The following is a 16031-nucleotide window of genomic DNA, read 5'->3' as shown; positions in this document are numbered from 1 at the left end:
AATTAACTTTACTTCGTTACTTCCCGGAATATAATAGCCGCAATTTCAAAGCAGGAGAGTTCAGTTGGACAGTCACCCTTTTAGATGGCAACACAAGGCAAGCTGACGCGCGAACTTTTTTGTCGCTGCTTGCCAACATGGCGGGCAGCAATCCTCCCTTTCTGATGATTGTTCCCTGAAAAACGACACTGTCGCGTGCTTTAGCGCGTGGGAATATCATCATGCACATGATTTTTAATACACTTTTCCCTCCACCTCGATACGCGCGCTGAACCTCAGCGTGCTGATTTTCTCTGCGTGCCAGGCAGCGTTCCGCTGTTCGGTTGCGTAGTATTTATTATCGTCATTATTTATTACTCGTTATTTAACGAGCGACTCTTTTCGTCTTTGATTTCCGGGAGGTGATATGGAAATTCCCGACAGGTTATTTTTAATTTAATTAAGTATTGCCGTTAATTTAATTTGTGTGCCATGCACACAGGGATTTTTATTGCCGTAAATAAGAGGAATGTCATCATGACTGACATGAAACTCAACCAGAACAAAAAAGCCTGGAATACCACGCGCCAGACACGTCAAAAAACACCACGTTACCTGATTGAAGATGAGGCCGGTTTCACTGCCGACGAAACGCTGGTGCGTTTGCGCAGCGACGCGCTTGGCCTGAGTGAGCGTGAAGCCGAGGCGCGCTCAGGTGTGTATGGTCGCAATCAGGTTGAACACGACAAAGCGCCACCGGCTTTAATGCAGTTGCTGCAAGCATTCAACAATCCGTTTATTTATGTGTTGATGGCGCTGGCATTAGTGAGCTTTTTTACCGATTTCTGGCTGCCGCTGCGCCGCGGCGAGGAGACCGATCTGACCGGTGTCATCATCATTGTGACGATGGTAACGCTCAGCGGTTTGCTGCGCTTCTGGCAGGAGTTCCGTACTAATAAAGCGGCGCAGGCACTGAAATCGATGGTGCGCACCACCGCCACCGTGCTACGTCGTGAATCAGCACAGCACGCACCGCTGAAACAGGAAGTGGATATCGCCACGCTGGTGCCTGGCGACATCATCTACCTTTCAGCGGGGGATTTGGTGCCTGCTGATGTGCGCCTGCTCGATTCGCGCGATCTGTTTATCAGCCAGGCGATTTTAACCGGCGAATCGCTACCGGTTGAGAAATATGACGTTACCGGCCACGTCACCAGCAAAAGCAGCGGTGCCAGCGAGCAGGGCTCATCGCTGCTGGAACTGGGCAGCGTCTGCCTGATGGGCACCAACGTTTCCAGCGGCAGCGCGAAAGCGGTGGTGGTGGCGACCGGTAGCGAAACCTACTTCGGTAGCCTGGCAAAATCGATAGTGGGTAATCGCTCACAAACCGCCTTTGACCGCGGCGTAAACAGCGTGAGCTGGCTGCTGATCCGCTTCATGTTGGTGATGGTGCCGGTTGTGCTGTTGATAAATGGCTTAACCAAAGGCGACTGGCTGGATGCTTCGCTGTTTGCGCTGGCGGTGGCGGTAGGCTTAACGCCTGAAATGTTACCGATGATTGTCAGCTCGAATCTGGCGAAAGGCGCCATCGCCATGTCGCGGCGTAAAGTGATCGTCAAACGCCTGAATGCGATTCAAAACCTTGGCGCGATGGACATCCTGTGCACCGACAAAACCGGCACATTGACCCAGGACAATATCATTCTTGAACATCATCTGGATTGTGCTGGCGTGGAAAACTCACGCGTGCTGATGCTCAGTTGGCTCAACAGTCATTATCAAAGCGGCACGCTGAACCTGATGGATCGCGCCATTTTGCAGTACGGCAAAAACCGCGTTAGCGAGGCGGTGGGCGACAGCTACATCAAAGTGGATGAACTGCCGTTTGATTTCATCCGTCGTCGCGTTTCGGTGGTAGTACGTGATCGTCGTCTGAATCAACAGATGCTGATCTGCAAAGGCGCGGTGGAAGAGATGCTGAGCATCGCGACCGCCGAGCGCGAAGGCAAGTTGGTGCAGCCGCTGAACGAGACGCGCCGTGCAGAGTTGTTGGCGCTGGCGCATCAATATAATGAGCAAGGTTTCCGTGTATTGCTGGTGGCCAGCCGCGTGCTGGATGAGCCGGGCTTACAGCAGCCGTTGAGCGTGGCGGATGAGCAAGGATTAATGGTAGAAGGACTGCTCACCTTCCTCGATCCGCCGAAAGAGAGCGCTGCCAAAGCCATTAGTGCACTGCATGATAATGGCGTCAGCGTCAAAGTGCTGACCGGCGATAATCCGGTTGTCACTGCGCGCATTTGCCAGCAGGTGGGCATTGATAGCAGCGCGATCCTTACCGGTGACCAGATTGCTTTGATGAGCGACGAGCAGTTGGCGGTAGCTGCTGCACAAAGTTCGGTGTTCGCTAAACTCACCCCGCTGCAAAAATCGCGTCTTGTGAGTACGTTGCAGCAACTCGGTCACACCGTTGGCTTCCTGGGAGACGGCATTAATGATGCACCGGCGCTGCGTGATGCTGATGTGGGGATTTCTGTCGATAGCGCGGCGGATATCGCGAAAGAGTCTTCCGATATTATCCTGCTGGAAAAAGACTTGATGGTGCTGGAAGAGGGCGTGATGAAGGGACGCGAAACCTTCGGCAACATCATTAAGTACCTGAATATGACCGCCAGTTCTAACTTCGGTAATGTCTTCTCGGTGTTGGTGGCGAGCGCCTTTATTCCGTTCCTGCCGATGCTGGCGATTCATCTACTGATTCAAAACCTGATGTACGATCTGTCTCAGCTGGCGTTGCCATGGGACAAAATGGACCGCGAGTTTCTGCGCAAACCGCGTAAATGGGATGCACGTAATATCAAACGCTTCATGCTATGGATTGGACCGACGTCGTCGATTTTCGATATCACTACCTTTGCAGTGATGTGGTATGTGTTTGCGGCGAATACGCCAGAAATGCAGTCGCTGTTCCAGTCCGGCTGGTTTATTGAGGGCTTGTTGTCCCAGACGCTGGTGGTTCACATGCTGCGCACGCAAAAGATCCCATTTATCCAGAGCCGTGCGGCGCTGCCGGTACTGCTCACCACCGCTTGTGTGATGATCGCCGGTATTTTGCTGCCGTTCTCACCGCTGGGCGCGATGGTCGGTTTAGTGCCGCTGCCGTGGACCTACTTCCCTTGGCTGGTGGCAACACTGCTGGGTTATTGCGTGGTCGCGCAGGGCATGAAAATGCTCTACATCAAGCGCTTTGGTCAGTGGTTTTAAGTACAGGGAGGTGAAATGCGCAACCGCAATCTCAATAAGGTGGTGTTCCATCTGCTGCTGATGATGGTGATCATCGTAGTGTTATCGCTGGTATTTCGGTAATCGTTTTAAGGGCAGGTTCTTCTGCCCTTTTCTTTACGCTTCGTCCGGCTGGTAATAGGCAGCGACTGGCGTTTAAAGGTAACAGACATAAGAGAAACGTGTTGATTGAGTAATGCGTGGAAGTCTAAGTGGATTACTCTAAAAGATGCAAAAAATCGCCTCTCTATATATGTATGCATAAATACACAACGTACGAAAACGCAACAAAATAAACGCAGGGTCGTCATTTATGGCGACCTATTAGCGCTTAGGTCACAAGGATTTAACGATTATTTAAGAGGTTAACGTTGAGGGTTTATTCATATGAATAAAATAATTAAAACTTTTAGTTGAATAGCTAAATACTTTTGTGAGCCTTGCCGCACTAATCAGACGCCGATATCTGGCTTTCGATAGTTATTGATAAACATCAAACAAATAACGGCTGGCTCCTCGCTATGATGCGTGCTGTTTCAGATGAGGTGCGCGTAATAAGGTGAAGCCAACAACACGCATCGGGATAGGGAAATTCAGCCTGGACAGATGGTACAGAATGATGCGTTATACTCTTAATTCCTGCCTGATTTTTGACACCATAGACGGCTCGTTAACGCCGTGTGACGGCTCCTCATCTGATAGCCATCTTTCTATTACTGCCAGTTCGTTATTGCATTTTTTTCTACAAAATACCGGGGTGGTTAATCGAGAAGAAGTGCTTAAGCGCGTGTGGGACGATCAAGGACACACCTCGTCAAACAGCAATCTAAATCAATATCTGAGTATGCTGCGTAAAACATTCCGCCTTTACGGCATTGATAACGTGATTGTGAGCATTTCACGCGGCAATCTTCAATTGAACCCGTCTGTCATCATCGAAATACTGCCCTCTTCACCCGTTGCTTTACCCGATATGATGCTGAGGAAAAAAGAGTCACCTTTCCAGCAATTCGGCGAATTATCCTCTCCAGCCGGTTGGAATATCGCCAGTGCAACACTGTTGAGCCTGGCTTGTATACTCATGATGTTCACCTATTATGGGAAACTCAGCCCACCCGCAATAACGTTGACACCTTTATCATCTAAGCAATGCGATTTATCTGTCGTCGAGGAGATGTTGGCAACATTTAATCAAACTCCCTATGTCAAAAATTTTAATGCGGTGCGGCAAACGCTTAATATTGAGTGTCAGCCTGGTCGGAAGTTTATTTTTTTCTATGATGATAAGCTGCAAAAGGAGGGGCTTGGCCGCGTGTTTTTAGCCCACTGCGCTAAACAGAAGAGCAATGTTTTTAGTTATTGCGATAACTATTTCTATTACGCATGGAAACCCACGTGAAATTTGCACCTCGCCCACTCTTTATCGCCTCTACATGCGTGGCCGTTGCGGCCTTGCTCATTTCAGGTTGGGATTATTTATCTGCTCAACGAGCAAACGAGTTAAATTGTTCGACCAAAGCGATTATGCATTTTGAAGGCATGCAGTATCAAAACGTCAATGCAAATGTACATTTTAATTTTCGTGAGCAGGGTAAAGGATCACTGATTGTTGAGGGCTACACCCACTCCAATTCAGGATCGCTATATTTACAACGCTATGTCTCTTTTCGTTATTCAAGCCAACGCATTTCACCCGCTGAAAGGCATTATCGCATCGTTCAGTGGCAAGCTAGTGCCTCATCAATAGATGAATCTCCCGATGTGATTTTTGACTACTTTATGCGCGAGATGTCCGACAGCCACGACGGTCTTTTTCTCAATGTACAAAAGCTCAACGAAAAAGCGGTGCTTATCGGATCAATCAATTCTCCTCTGTTTATCTGCGCGCTGAAATCGGGTAGCTAATTTAGCGCAAACACCTCCTTTTGCTGCGGCTCAACTCCTCGCAAATAAAACGTTTCTACTCACTCATAGTCACTCTTCGTCGATCCCGGCGAAACAATGATTTTGTCCACACTTTTGCCCGCAGCGGCGAACCATTGTTTATCACTTAATCAGCATTCAAATAACAACGCAGATAAGCCGTGCAATCCGCGTTTTTTACACGTAGCAAACCTACCTAAAGTCCCCGCTAAAACAGCATTAATAAATAAAAATACGGTTTAGAAAATAAAATATCAGCACGTTAATCTAAATATCAACCTGGGGTGGATTTAAATTCCGTTAATCGCTGTGTTGCCTATATTGGGTTCCGAACCGCTAACGACGGTGTGACTGCGGCCAGTGGGGCGCTCAATGACCAAGAGGAAGGTGTTATGGGTGATGCATTAGGGCTGATTGAAACCAAAGGATTAGTCGCTTGCATTGAAGCAGCAGATGCAATGTGTAAATCCGCCAATGTGCAGCTGATTGGTTATGAAAATGTCGGTTCGGGGTTGGTTACCGCCATGGTGAAAGGCGACGTCGGTGCAGTGAAAGCCGCTGTGGAATCCGGTGTCGAATCTGCTGAGCGGTTGGGTGCGGTGGTGACCTCGCTGGTGATTGCCCGGCCCCATAACGACATCAATAAAATTGTTATCAAACATAAAGCTTAAGCGGGAGAACGCAAATGGGAGATGCATTAGGTCTGATTGAAACCAAAGGCTTGGTGGCCTGTATCGAAGCGGCGGATGCCATGTGCAAAGCCGCCAATGTAGAACTGATCGGTTATGAAAACGTCGGTTCAGGTCTGGTGACTGCCATGGTGAAAGGGGATGTCGGCGCGGTAAAGGCGGCGGTGGATTCTGGCGTGGAGTCTGCACAGCGCATCGGTGAAGTCGTCACCTCATTAGTGATCGCGCGTCCACACAACGACATCAACAAAATCGTTATGCAGTACAAAGTGGCTGAATAAAGGGAATAACCATTATGAAAGAAGCTCTCGGGTTGATTGAAACCAAAGGTTTAGTGGCCTGTATTGAGGCCGCTGATGCGATGTGCAAAGCCGCCAATGTTGAATTGATTGGCTATGAAAACGTTGGATCTGGCCTGGTGACGGCGATGGTGAAAGGCGATGTGGGCGCGGTTAATGCCGCAGTAGATTCCGGTGTCGAAGCGGCGAAACGCATTGGTGAAGTAGTCACTGCTCGTGTTATTGCGCGCCCACATAACGACATCGAAAAAATCGCGGCGCAGCACAAAGCCTGACGCATTCCACTCTTTGTGCGCTGATGAAGGATTGACTCATGATGGAACTGGACCGCGACTTAAGCTCCCGCCAGCAGGCGCGGGAGTTAGTGCGCAAGGCGAAAATTGCTCAGGCGCAATTCGCCACGTTTACTCAGCAGCAGATTGATAATGTCGTAGAACACATTGCCCGCCATGCAGCTCAGCATGCAGAAGCCCTGGGGCGCATGGCCTGCGAAGAGACCGGCTTCGGCAACTGGCAAGATAAAACGCTGAAAAATCAGTTTGCTTCATTGCAGGTTTTCGAGGCCATCAAATCGATGAAAACCGTGGGTATCATCCATGAAGATACCGCGAAGCAGGTGATGGATATTGGCGTGCCGTTGGGCGTAATTTGCGCGCTGGTGCCTTCAACTAATCCAACCTCCACTATTTTTTATAAAACGCTGATCGCGCTCAAAGCCGGCAATGCCATTGTGTTTTCACCGCATCCCGGCGCACGGCAATGCAGTTTACGTGCGATTGAAATTGTCACACAGGCAGCAACCGAAGCCGGCGCGCCTGCGGGAATCGTCAGTGGACTAAGCCAACTCACACAGGAAGCCACTTCTGAGCTGATGCACAGCAAGGAGATTTCACTGATTCTCGCCACTGGCGGGGAGGGCATGGTGCGAGCTGCTTATGCTTCGGGGACGCCAACCATCAGCGGTGGCCCGGGCAATGGGCCCGCATTTATTGAACGCAGTGCCAATATCCAGCAGGCCGTTGCGGACATCATTACCAGTAAAACCTTCGACAACGGGGTTATCTGCGCCTCTGAACAGTCAATCATCGTTGAGCGGTGTATCTATGACGAAACGCGACGTGAATTAGAAACGCAGGGCGCCTGGTTCATGAATGCCGATCAAGCGGCAAAAATGGCGGCATTACTCCTGCGCGCTAACGGCACTATCAATCCTCAAGTGGTAGGCAAAACCGCACTGGTGCTGAGCGACATGGCGGGATTCAGTGTGCCGGCAACTACGCGCGTATTAATTGCTGAACAAAACGAAGTATCACGTACCAATCCTTATGCGCGCGAGAAATTGTGTCCGGTGCTGGGAATGTATGTCGAAGAAGATGGACAACATGCCTGCCAGCGCGTGGTTGAGCTACTCACTAACGAAGGCGTTGGCCATACCTTAGTCATTCATACCCGCGACCCGAAGATCGTGCGGCAATTCAGCCTCGAAAAGCCGGTGCACCGCATTCTTATCAACACGCCTGCGGCCCTGGGTGGCATTGGCGCAACCACCAATATCATGCCCGCTTTGACACTCGGTTGTGGCGCAGTTGGCGGTGGTTCCAGCTCTGATAATGTCAGTCCGCTTAATCTGATCAACATCCGCAAAGTGGGTTACGGCGTACGTTCGATCAACGCTTTGCGTCCGCCTGAATCCCACATTTCTGTGGCGATACCTGAAACGGCAACCGTGAAAGCTTCACCAGCGAGCATTTTTGATGATGCGCGTTTTACGCAGAGTGGGGATGACCAACGCTTTGTTTCAGCGATACCACCGCCTGCGCCCTCGGGAGAGGTCAGCGCGCAACAGGTTGAACGCATCATCCGCCAGGTATTGGCAAAACAATCGACGGCAACTTTCTGAATTGAGGCGATAAAACGATGATTCTCGCAAAGGTTACGGGCCATGTTGTTGCTACGCAAAAGTGCGATGCGCTGCGCGGTAGCAACTTATTGCTGATTAGCGCATTGGGCGATGATCAACAGGTGATATCGGACCGAAGCTGGGTTGCCGTCGACATTGTGGGCGCAGGGATGGGTGATGTGGTATTGGCTGAAAATTACGTTGCCCTGAGCAAAGAGCAGTACAAAGCGATGTCGGTGGTCGCCATTGTCGAGAAAGTGTTTCGTGAGGCAAGGGAGTGAATCAACCATGAGGGAATTTCAGCTAAAGCCGCGGATTCAGTTCGGCAAGGATGCGCTGGCGCAACTGAGTGGGTTACCGGCTCTGAATGCGTTGTTAGTGACCGATCAAGCCATGGTACAGCTCGGTTATGCGCAAAAAGTCACTCAGCTATGGCAGCAACAAGGCACCCGCTTTCAGGTGTGGGATGACGTAAAGGCGGATCCCGATGTCGCCACCGTGGCGCGCGGTGTTGCGCTGATGGAAAACCACTATCCACAACTCATCGTCGCCTTGGGTGGTGGGTCGGTGATTGATGCGGCGAAAGCAGTGCTGTTCACGCTGGCCAATGATGTCTCGGCACCGAAGCGTGAGCGCCCGTGTTTTGTCGCCATTCCAACGACCAGTGGCACGGGATCGGAAGTTACTGCGTTTTCTGTAGTCAAAGCGCAAGGGGAAAAACTGGTATTGGTTGATAGCGAAATGCTGCCCGATATCGCCATTCTTGACCCCGCATTTGTTGCCTCAGTGCCGCCCGCTATCACCGCCGATACCGGCATGGATGTGTTATGCCATGCGCTTGAAGCTTACGTCTCGATTCACGCCAGTGATTTCTCCGATGCGCTGGCAGAGAAAGCGGTTCAGCAGGTGTTCAGCTATTTACCGTCCTGCTGGCGCAACGGTGAAGATACATTCGCCCGCGAGAAAATGCATAACGCCTCATGCATGGCAGGTATGGCTTTTACCAATGCATCACTCGGCATCACCCATAGCCTGGCACATGCGCTTGGCGGAGTATTTGGCATCCCACACGGACGTGCTAACGCCCTATTAATGGGGCATATCGTGGCGTGGAACGCGGATTATGCAGGCAGTTGCGACAACGTTGCGGCACAGAAATATGCGCATCTTGCACGCCTGCTTGGATTACCGGCAGATAACGCACGGCAGGGCGTACGCAGCTTGCTACTGGCTATTCGCGCCATGCAAGAGGAGATGACATTGCCGCTCGGCATCGAGGAGTTAGCGGTAGACGCTGAGCAATTTGAGCAGCAATTGTCGGCGCTGGCCCATCAGGCATTGCGCGACAGTTGTACCCCGACAAACCCACGCAAGCCGGATCTGGCCGCGCTTATCGCTCTGTTACGTCAAGCATGGAGCATTGATGCCAACGTTCTGCGTGCTCAGGAACATTAAAAAGAACATCAGGAGATCCTCATGTCACATTACAGCCCTACGCCACGCATAAAAGTACTGGCGGAACGTTTACTTAGCCAAAAAAGCACCCTGTGTTCTGAGCATGCGGCTTTGCTGCATGCCATTGATAGTCAGGTAAGTGGTGTGCCTGCGGCTGTTAAACCCGCACGCCGTTTCTATGAGCTGGTGCGTCAGATGCCCGCGACGATCGAAGCCGATCAGTTGATTATTGGCAATGCGACGTGTAAGCCGCACGGTTCACTATTTCATGATGAAGCTACCCGCAACCGTCCTTCGGTGTTCCAGTTCTTAAGCCTTGATGGGCTCCCTGTTTCACCGGATTACAAGGTGGTTATTGAGCAGGGCGTGCTGACCATGCGTAATAAGCTGGAAAAACAGTGCGAAGCGCTAAGCAGTAGCATTAGCCGCAGCAGTATCGATGAAGCCAATGCCTGCCGTGCCGCGATATATGCCTGCGATGCATTAATCACATTGGCAAAGAATCTCGCCGATCAAGCCGATAAGCGAGTTATCACCGAACAGAACAGCTATCGCCGGGCTGAGCTGCGTGAAAGTGCCGAGATATTACGGCATGTGCCTGCGCAGCCTGCGCGAAGTTTTAAAGAAGCATGTCAGGCTTTCTATCTGTTTCAATTGGCAGTGCTGATGGATAACGGCGAGTATGCCGTCAATCCATGTGGTGCTGACAAAGCTCTCTTCCCTTGGTATCAACATGATGTGGAAAGCGGAAAAATCAGTGTGCAGCAGGCATATGAGATTGTTGAAAGCCTGTGGTTCAAGCTGGCTGAGCTGAGTGAGGTGCGCGTTGAGCGTGCCATTCAGGGCTATCCGATGTTTGATGCAATGCTGTGTGGCCACGCGATCGATGATAACGCTATCGCTATCAATGAACTCTCCTCACTATTCCTAAGCGCCCAGCAGAATCTCAGCGCACTGAATCTGCCCGTACGTCTGTTCCGCGGCACGGCTTCAATAGAAAGGCCTATCGCCGCTACTGACGAAATGCCCGTAATGGAAGGCTTATCGCCACGCATGCAGCGTTTACGTAACCATTATTTGCAGGCGCGTCCGAGTGTCTCCATCTATAGGGCGTTGGCTTTCACCGAGGTCGTCAAAAATAATCCGGGGCTGCCGGTGGTGTTACAGCGTGCAAAAGCCTTCCGTCGTGCCTGTGAGACTGCGCCAATCCTGATACAAAATGATGAGCTGATTGTCGGCCATCCGTGCGGTAAACCTCGAGCAGGCGCCTTTTCACCCGATATCGCCTGGCGCTGGGTGCGCGATGAGCTCGACACCATGGGCACACGTCCGCAAGATCCTTTCGTCATCAGCGAAGCGGACAAGAAAACCATCCGTGAAGAGATTGTCCCGTTCTGGGAGGGCCGCTCGCTGGATGAAATCTGCGAGGCACAATATCGTGAAGCGGGCGTTTGGTCTTTCAGCGGTGAAACTTTTGTCAGCGATCTTTCCTATCACCAGATCAACGGCGGTGGCGACACTTGCCCAGGTTACGACGTACTGCTGTTTACCAAGGGGATTAACGGGATTAAAGCTGATGCGCAAGCGCATTTGGCTACCCTGAGCATGGAAAACCCTGAGGATATCGATCGCATCTATTACTACAAAGCGGCGATAGAAACCTGCGAAGGGGTAATGAGTTACGCTCAACGTATTGCATCTCATGCACGCGAACTGGCATCGACAGAATCAAACCCTCTACGACGCACTGAGTTGTTGACGATTGCCGAGGTTAATGAAAATGTCCCCGCCAATCCGCCTAAGACCTTGCAGGAAGCGTTGCAAAGCATCTGGACGGTGGAGTCTCTGTTTGAAATCGAAGAGAACCAAACTGGGTTATCTCTGGGGCGCGTCGACCAATATTGCTACCCGATGTTTGCGGAAGATATCCGCACCGGTCGACTAACGGCAGAATCCGCAGTCGAAATGCTGCAGGCGTTCATTATCAAATGTGCTGAGCTGATGTGGATGTCCAGCGAAGCCGGCGCCAAGTATTTTGCCGGTTATCAGCCGTTTATCAATCTGACAGTAGGGGGGCAGAAGCGCACCGGCGGCGATGCCTGTAATGATTTGACCTATCTGATTATGGACGCCGTGCGTTTTGTGAAGGTTTATCAGCCTTCATTGGCCTGTCGTATTCATAATCAGTCGCCGCAAAAGTACATGGAAAAAATCGTTGATGTCGTAAAAGCCGGTATGGGTTTCCCAGCCTGCCACTTCGATGATTCTCATATCAAAATGATGCTGCGCAAAGGTTTTGATTTTGAAGATGCGCGTGATTACTGCCTGATGGGCTGCGTAGAGCCGCAAAAATCAGGACGTATTTATCAGTGGACTTCAACCGGCTATACACAGTGGCCGATTGCCATTGAGTTTGTGCTAAATCGCGGTCGTATGGTGCTGTTTGACAGTTATCAGGGACTTGATACCGGAGAGCTCAGCGAGCTGAAAACCTTCGAACAATTTGATGCTGCGGTAAAAAAACAGGTAGCGCATATTGTGCGTTTGTCTGCAGTAGGCACGGTTATTAGCCAGCGCGTCCATCGTGAAGTCGCGCCCAAGCCGCTCATGTCATTGCTGGTGGAAGGTTGTATGGAGAGCGGTAGGGATGTGGCCGCGGGCGGGGCGATGATCAACCACGGCCCGGGGCTCATTTTCTCTGGTTTGGCGACGTATATTGATTCCATGGCTGCAATTCGCAAACTGGTTTACGAAGATCGTCAATACACGTTGGAACAGATGCGCGATGCGATGTTGGCTAATTTTGTCGGCTACGATGCGTTGCGCCGTGACTGCCTGAATGCGCCAAAATATGGCAACGATGACAAAAATGTCGACTTACTGGCCCTGGATATTACCGAATGGACGGAAAAAGAGTGCCGGCAATATCAGATGCTGTATTCAACATTGAGTCACGGAACGCTATCTATTTCCAATAATACGCCTATCGGCGAACTCACTAACGCAACGCCGAATGGTCGACTGGCCTGGATGCCGCTATCAGATGGCATTAGTCCAACGCAGGGTGCGGACAAGCAAGGTCCTACTGCGGTGATCAAGTCTGTCAGTACCATGAATGTTGAGACCATGAATATTGGCATGGTGCATAACTTTAAATTCCTCAAAGGATTATTAGACACCCCGGAAGGACGCCAGGGATTGATCACCCTGCTACGCACGGCTTCTATCCTCGGTAACGGGCAGATGCAATTCAGCTATGTCGATAATGAAGTGTTGAAAAAAGCACAGCGTGAACCGGAGAAGTATCGCGATTTGATTGTTCGCGTAGCGGGATATAGCGCTTACTTCGTTGAACTGTGTAAAGAAGTTCAGGATGAAATTATCAGCCGCACGGTAATAGAGAAATTCTAGTTCTAAAAGGAATGAATGACAGGGATGTCTAACAAGGAGTGTATTATGGAAGCAGCGGCAGAATTAAAAGGAAGAATATTTAATATTCAGAAATACTCTATTTATGATGGCGAGGGTATTCGTACTCTGATTTTTTTTAAAGGCTGTAATATACGCTGCCCCTGGTGCGCAAATCCTGAAGGATTGGTGAAAGCTTTTCAAGTGATGTTTTCACGTGAGAAATGCATTGATTGTGGTGATTGCGTGAGTGTTTGTCCCGCAGGTGTTCATCAAAATGTTGAGGGTAGACATGTTATCGACCGCTCAGCTGAGTGCATTGGTTGCCGGAAATGTGAAAACATCTGTACGCAACGTGCATTAGATATTCTGGGTAAAGATGTCACCGTAGCAGAGTTGATGGACATTATTATGCAGGATTATGATTTTTATCTTTCATCCGGTGGTGGCGTCACTATTGGTGGTGGTGAAATGAGCCTGCAAACCGATTTTGCTGTTGCGCTCTTCACTGAATGTAAAAAGTTGATGATTAATACAGCGGTGGAAACGCAAGGGACAACGTCACTGGTTAATTATGAAAAGTTAAAGCCAGTAACAGATACCTTTCTGTTCGACCTTAAACACATAATCAGTGCGCAACATAAGGTTTTATTCGGCATTGGCAATGAATCCGTGCTGCGTAATCTTGAATGGTTAGTGGACTCAGGTGCAAAAGTTATCGTCAGAATGCCTTTGGTTCGTGGTTACAACGATTCCTACGATGCCATAACAGGAGCAATTAATTATATTTCTGGACTGGCAAAACGCGGCAATATCTTACGAATTGATATTTTACCTTATCACCAATTAGGTAAGGCGAAGTATGAACGGCTGGGGATGGATTATCCCATTCATCACGATCCCTCTTATAGCCAGCAAGAGCTGCAACGCCTGGAAGTGTTCCTGAAGAAATTTGAATTTGATATTCGCTTAGTTCGGCATTAATCGGAGGCGCAATGAACAGTTTGGGCATTATTGAAACGATAGGTTTGGCTGCGGCAATACAGGCAGCTGATGCCGCCTGTAAAGCGGCGAATGTGAACTGCATTGGTTATCGCACGGTAGGATCTGGTCGAGTGAATATCTGCTTTGTTGGTGAAATCAGTGCCATCCGTACTGCCATTGAATATGGCATTAGCGTTGTTAAAAGCGAACAGCGGCTTGCATCGCTAATCATTGCTCGTCCGGAAGAAAGCGTGGTTGCGGCTTTACAAACCTTAAAGGGCAGGGGGTTTTATTTGACACATAAGCCTGCTGTTTTTAAAGCAGCGGTTATGCCAGAAATCACGCGTTCTCATGAGAATAAAGAGCAAAAAGTGTCCATTAAGAAAGGACAGAAATCATGATGGATGCCCAGGTTTTACAGCGTATTGATGTTCATCTTTCAAGATCTAACGCCTTGATACCGGTCGGCATTTCTAATCGTCATGTTCACTTATCGCGTGAAGATGTGGACATTTTATTTGGTAAGGGATACCCGTTAACTCCGTGTAAACCTTTGCGGCAACCGGGGCAATTTGCTGCGCAAGAAACCATTACGGTCGTAGGGCCAAAAGGTTCGCTGCAGCACGTACGTGTACTTGGGCCTACTCGCTCTGCATCACAGTTGGAACTCTCCCGTGCTGATTGCTTTGCGCTTGGTATCAAAGCGCCGATAAGGGAATCAGGGGCATTGGACAACGCGGGCAATGCATTGCTCATCGGTCCGGCAGGCCATGTTGAATTACGGTCTCAGGTGATTTGTGCCTGGCGGCATATCCATATGTCACCGCTGGATGCGAGCAGAATGAATGTTATCCATGGGCAGCAGGTCAGCGTGCGATCTCAGGGCAAGCGCGGCTTGATCTTCGAAGCCGTGATTGTACGCGTCGATGAAAACTTTGTTCTTGAGTGTCATCTTGATATTGAAGAAGCCAATGCTGCAGGGTTGAGCAACGGCGAGATGGTGACGTTGGTGCAATGAAGAGGATGTGACATGACGGAAAGGGATATTGAGCGGCTTGTCGCGTTAACTTTGCAGCGTTTATGCCGACCAACGCTATTACTGATCTCAGAAGCACAAGAATACCGGGAGATTATATATTCGCGGCTGGCAAGTTGTGACTGTGCTTATCGACTCGCATTTGAAGGGGACGAAGAAGAGGCATCATGGCGTTCATTAGGCGCTGGATTTCATAACGAAGCCTGGGTGGACAATCTGTCACCAATATCTTATAGCGCGATGGTCATTCCATTTCTTAGCTATTCACTGGCGGCGGATGTGGTAAATGGCGTGATTCGTCGACCATTTGCAAAAGCTATCCATCAGGCACTCAGTAGTGGGTTACCTGTGCTGGCATTGCATTATTACTGCGATCCAGAAAGTGAAATTAATCGTATAAAAGGGAAAAATCCACACCCAGGCTACATCGAACACGTTCAGGCAACGTTGATGACCTTGAGACGCATGGGGGTCACTTTGTGTTCCCTAGATGCGTTAATCGCTAAATTGAACGGAAGTGAAACGTCTGACGCTGCGGCAGTAACACGACGTTATATTACGCTCAATGACATTATTAATAAAAAAGTAAAGATGGATGGTTCAGGATTATTGTTGACTGATGCTGCATCCGACTATTTAAAGAAGCAAAAAATTACGCTTAATAGATGATTAAAATCAGGAGTTAATTATGTCTGCAAAAAACAAATGCTGGCTATGGCTAATTTTGGTCATTATTTCAGAAACATCTGCAACTTCAACCCTCAAGTTTTTTGATTCAAGTGAAGGGGGAATCAAAGCGTTGTTATTAGTATTTCTTATCGTGTTTTACGCCATTTGTTACTATTCATTATCACGAGCGGTAAAAGATATACCTGTTGGACTCGCTTACGCCACATGGTCCGGGACAGGTATTTTATTAGTATCAACATTAGGGATGCTCTTTTACGATCAGCATCCAGATACTGCGTCGATTGTTGGGATGATGATTATTGCTAGTGGCATTGTGATCATGAATGTTTTTTCAAAAATGGGTGAGCAAGCTGAGAGTTAACGGTTTTTAACTACGTTAAGAATATTTT

The 16031-nt window shown here is 49.5% G+C and carries 15 protein-coding genes; all 15 read left to right on the top strand.

Going from position 1 to position 16031, the window contains the following annotated elements:
• Positions 1-516 precede the first annotated feature (516 nt).
• The 15 genes from mgtA to AC6I8K_RS14175 all read left to right on the top strand — a co-directional run bounded on the left by mgtA (position 517) and on the right by AC6I8K_RS14175 (position 16003).
• The gene (gene mgtA / locus AC6I8K_RS14245; RefSeq protein ID WP_497826932.1) at positions 517-3240 is read left to right on the top strand and encodes a magnesium-translocating P-type ATPase; all 2724 of its coding nucleotides are present in this window, start codon (positions 517-519) and stop codon (positions 3238-3240) included.
• A 637-nt stretch (positions 3241-3877) separates the two neighbouring features.
• The gene (locus AC6I8K_RS14240; protein WP_497827253.1) at positions 3878-4657 is read left to right on the top strand and encodes a winged helix-turn-helix domain-containing protein; all 780 of its coding nucleotides are present in this window, start codon (positions 3878-3880) and stop codon (positions 4655-4657) included.
• Positions 4654-5163 (top strand): FidL-like protein, encoded by a 510-nt coding sequence (locus tag AC6I8K_RS14235; RefSeq protein ID WP_497826931.1) that lies wholly within the window; start codon positions 4654-4656, stop codon positions 5161-5163. Before AC6I8K_RS14240 ends, AC6I8K_RS14235 begins: the two co-directional genes overlap by 4 nt.
• Before the next feature lie 410 nt (positions 5164-5573).
• Complete coding sequence (locus AC6I8K_RS14230) at positions 5574-5852, top strand: BMC domain-containing protein (protein ID WP_064739612.1); 279 nt, start codon at positions 5574-5576, stop codon at positions 5850-5852.
• 14 nt (positions 5853-5866) lie between these two features.
• Entirely contained in the window at positions 5867-6151 is a 285-nt protein-coding gene (locus AC6I8K_RS14225) for a BMC domain-containing protein (protein WP_064739611.1), read from the top strand.
• A gap of 14 nt (positions 6152-6165) precedes the next feature.
• Positions 6166-6444: a BMC domain-containing protein gene (locus AC6I8K_RS14220; protein ID WP_064739610.1), complete on the top strand. Its 279-nt coding sequence runs from the start codon at positions 6166-6168 to the stop codon at positions 6442-6444.
• Positions 6445-6482: 38 nt separating this feature from the next.
• Complete coding sequence (locus AC6I8K_RS14215; RefSeq protein WP_497826930.1) at positions 6483-8069, top strand: acetaldehyde dehydrogenase (acetylating); 1587 nt, start codon at positions 6483-6485, stop codon at positions 8067-8069.
• A gap of 17 nt (positions 8070-8086) precedes the next feature.
• Positions 8087-8350 (top strand): EutN/CcmL family microcompartment protein, encoded by a 264-nt coding sequence (locus tag AC6I8K_RS14210; protein ID WP_064739608.1) that lies wholly within the window; start codon positions 8087-8089, stop codon positions 8348-8350.
• A 7-nt stretch (positions 8351-8357) separates the two neighbouring features.
• Positions 8358-9524: a 1-propanol dehydrogenase PduQ gene (locus AC6I8K_RS14205; RefSeq protein ID WP_497826929.1), complete on the top strand. Its 1167-nt coding sequence runs from the start codon at positions 8358-8360 to the stop codon at positions 9522-9524.
• Between the two features lie 21 nt (positions 9525-9545).
• Positions 9546-12935, top strand: coding sequence for a choline trimethylamine-lyase (cutC, locus tag AC6I8K_RS14200; RefSeq protein ID WP_497826928.1), 3390 nt, complete (start codon positions 9546-9548; stop codon positions 12933-12935).
• Positions 12936-12980: 45 nt separating this feature from the next.
• Complete coding sequence (cutD, locus tag AC6I8K_RS14195; protein WP_483815990.1) at positions 12981-13916, top strand: choline TMA-lyase-activating enzyme; 936 nt, start codon at positions 12981-12983, stop codon at positions 13914-13916.
• 11 nt (positions 13917-13927) lie between these two features.
• Complete coding sequence (locus tag AC6I8K_RS14190; protein ID WP_483815989.1) at positions 13928-14317, top strand: BMC domain-containing protein; 390 nt, start codon at positions 13928-13930, stop codon at positions 14315-14317.
• Positions 14314-14934 (top strand): phosphate propanoyltransferase, encoded by a 621-nt coding sequence (locus tag AC6I8K_RS14185; protein ID WP_064739603.1) that lies wholly within the window; start codon positions 14314-14316, stop codon positions 14932-14934. The genes AC6I8K_RS14190 and AC6I8K_RS14185 overlap by 4 nt, the downstream gene beginning before the upstream one ends.
• Positions 14935-14946: 12 nt before the next feature.
• On the top strand, positions 14947-15621 hold the full coding sequence (locus tag AC6I8K_RS14180) for a hypothetical protein (RefSeq protein ID WP_483815988.1): 675 nt from the start codon (positions 14947-14949) through the stop codon (positions 15619-15621).
• 19 nt (positions 15622-15640) lie between these two features.
• The gene (locus tag AC6I8K_RS14175) at positions 15641-16003 is read left to right on the top strand and encodes a DMT family transporter (RefSeq protein ID WP_497826927.1); all 363 of its coding nucleotides are present in this window, start codon (positions 15641-15643) and stop codon (positions 16001-16003) included.
• Positions 16004-16031: the final 28 nt, after the last annotated feature.

This window comes from Pantoea sp. X-Soil-ISGK-421 (assembly GCF_059730785.1).
Note: the sequence above shows the minus strand (reverse complement) of the source record. Positions and strands in the feature narration are given on the sequence as shown.

Excerpts from the sequence above, each read along its gene's own strand:
- mgtA (WP_497826932.1), top strand. The coding sequence starts at position 517 with ATGACTGACATGAAACTCAACCAGAACAAAAAAGCCTGGAATACCACG.
- AC6I8K_RS14175 (WP_497826927.1), top strand. The coding sequence starts at position 15,641 with ATGTCTGCAAAAAACAAATGCTGGCTATGGCTAATTTTGGTCATTATT.
- AC6I8K_RS14225 (WP_064739611.1), top strand. The coding sequence starts at position 5,867 with ATGGGAGATGCATTAGGTCTGATTGAAACCAAAGGCTTGGTGGCCTGT.
- AC6I8K_RS14240 (WP_497827253.1), top strand. The coding sequence starts at position 3,878 with ATGCGTTATACTCTTAATTCCTGCCTGATTTTTGACACCATAGACGGC.
- AC6I8K_RS14205 (WP_497826929.1), top strand. The coding sequence starts at position 8,358 with ATGAGGGAATTTCAGCTAAAGCCGCGGATTCAGTTCGGCAAGGATGCG.
- AC6I8K_RS14220 (WP_064739610.1), top strand. The coding sequence starts at position 6,166 with ATGAAAGAAGCTCTCGGGTTGATTGAAACCAAAGGTTTAGTGGCCTGT.
- cutD (WP_483815990.1), top strand. The coding sequence starts at position 12,981 with ATGGAAGCAGCGGCAGAATTAAAAGGAAGAATATTTAATATTCAGAAA.
- AC6I8K_RS14180 (WP_483815988.1), top strand. The coding sequence starts at position 14,947 with ATGACGGAAAGGGATATTGAGCGGCTTGTCGCGTTAACTTTGCAGCGT.
- AC6I8K_RS14190 (WP_483815989.1), top strand. The coding sequence starts at position 13,928 with ATGAACAGTTTGGGCATTATTGAAACGATAGGTTTGGCTGCGGCAATA.
- AC6I8K_RS14215 (WP_497826930.1), top strand. The coding sequence starts at position 6,483 with ATGATGGAACTGGACCGCGACTTAAGCTCCCGCCAGCAGGCGCGGGAG.
- AC6I8K_RS14210 (WP_064739608.1), top strand. The coding sequence starts at position 8,087 with ATGATTCTCGCAAAGGTTACGGGCCATGTTGTTGCTACGCAAAAGTGC.
- AC6I8K_RS14230 (WP_064739612.1), top strand. The coding sequence starts at position 5,574 with ATGGGTGATGCATTAGGGCTGATTGAAACCAAAGGATTAGTCGCTTGC.
- AC6I8K_RS14185 (WP_064739603.1), top strand. The coding sequence starts at position 14,314 with ATGATGGATGCCCAGGTTTTACAGCGTATTGATGTTCATCTTTCAAGA.
- cutC (WP_497826928.1), top strand. The coding sequence starts at position 9,546 with ATGTCACATTACAGCCCTACGCCACGCATAAAAGTACTGGCGGAACGT.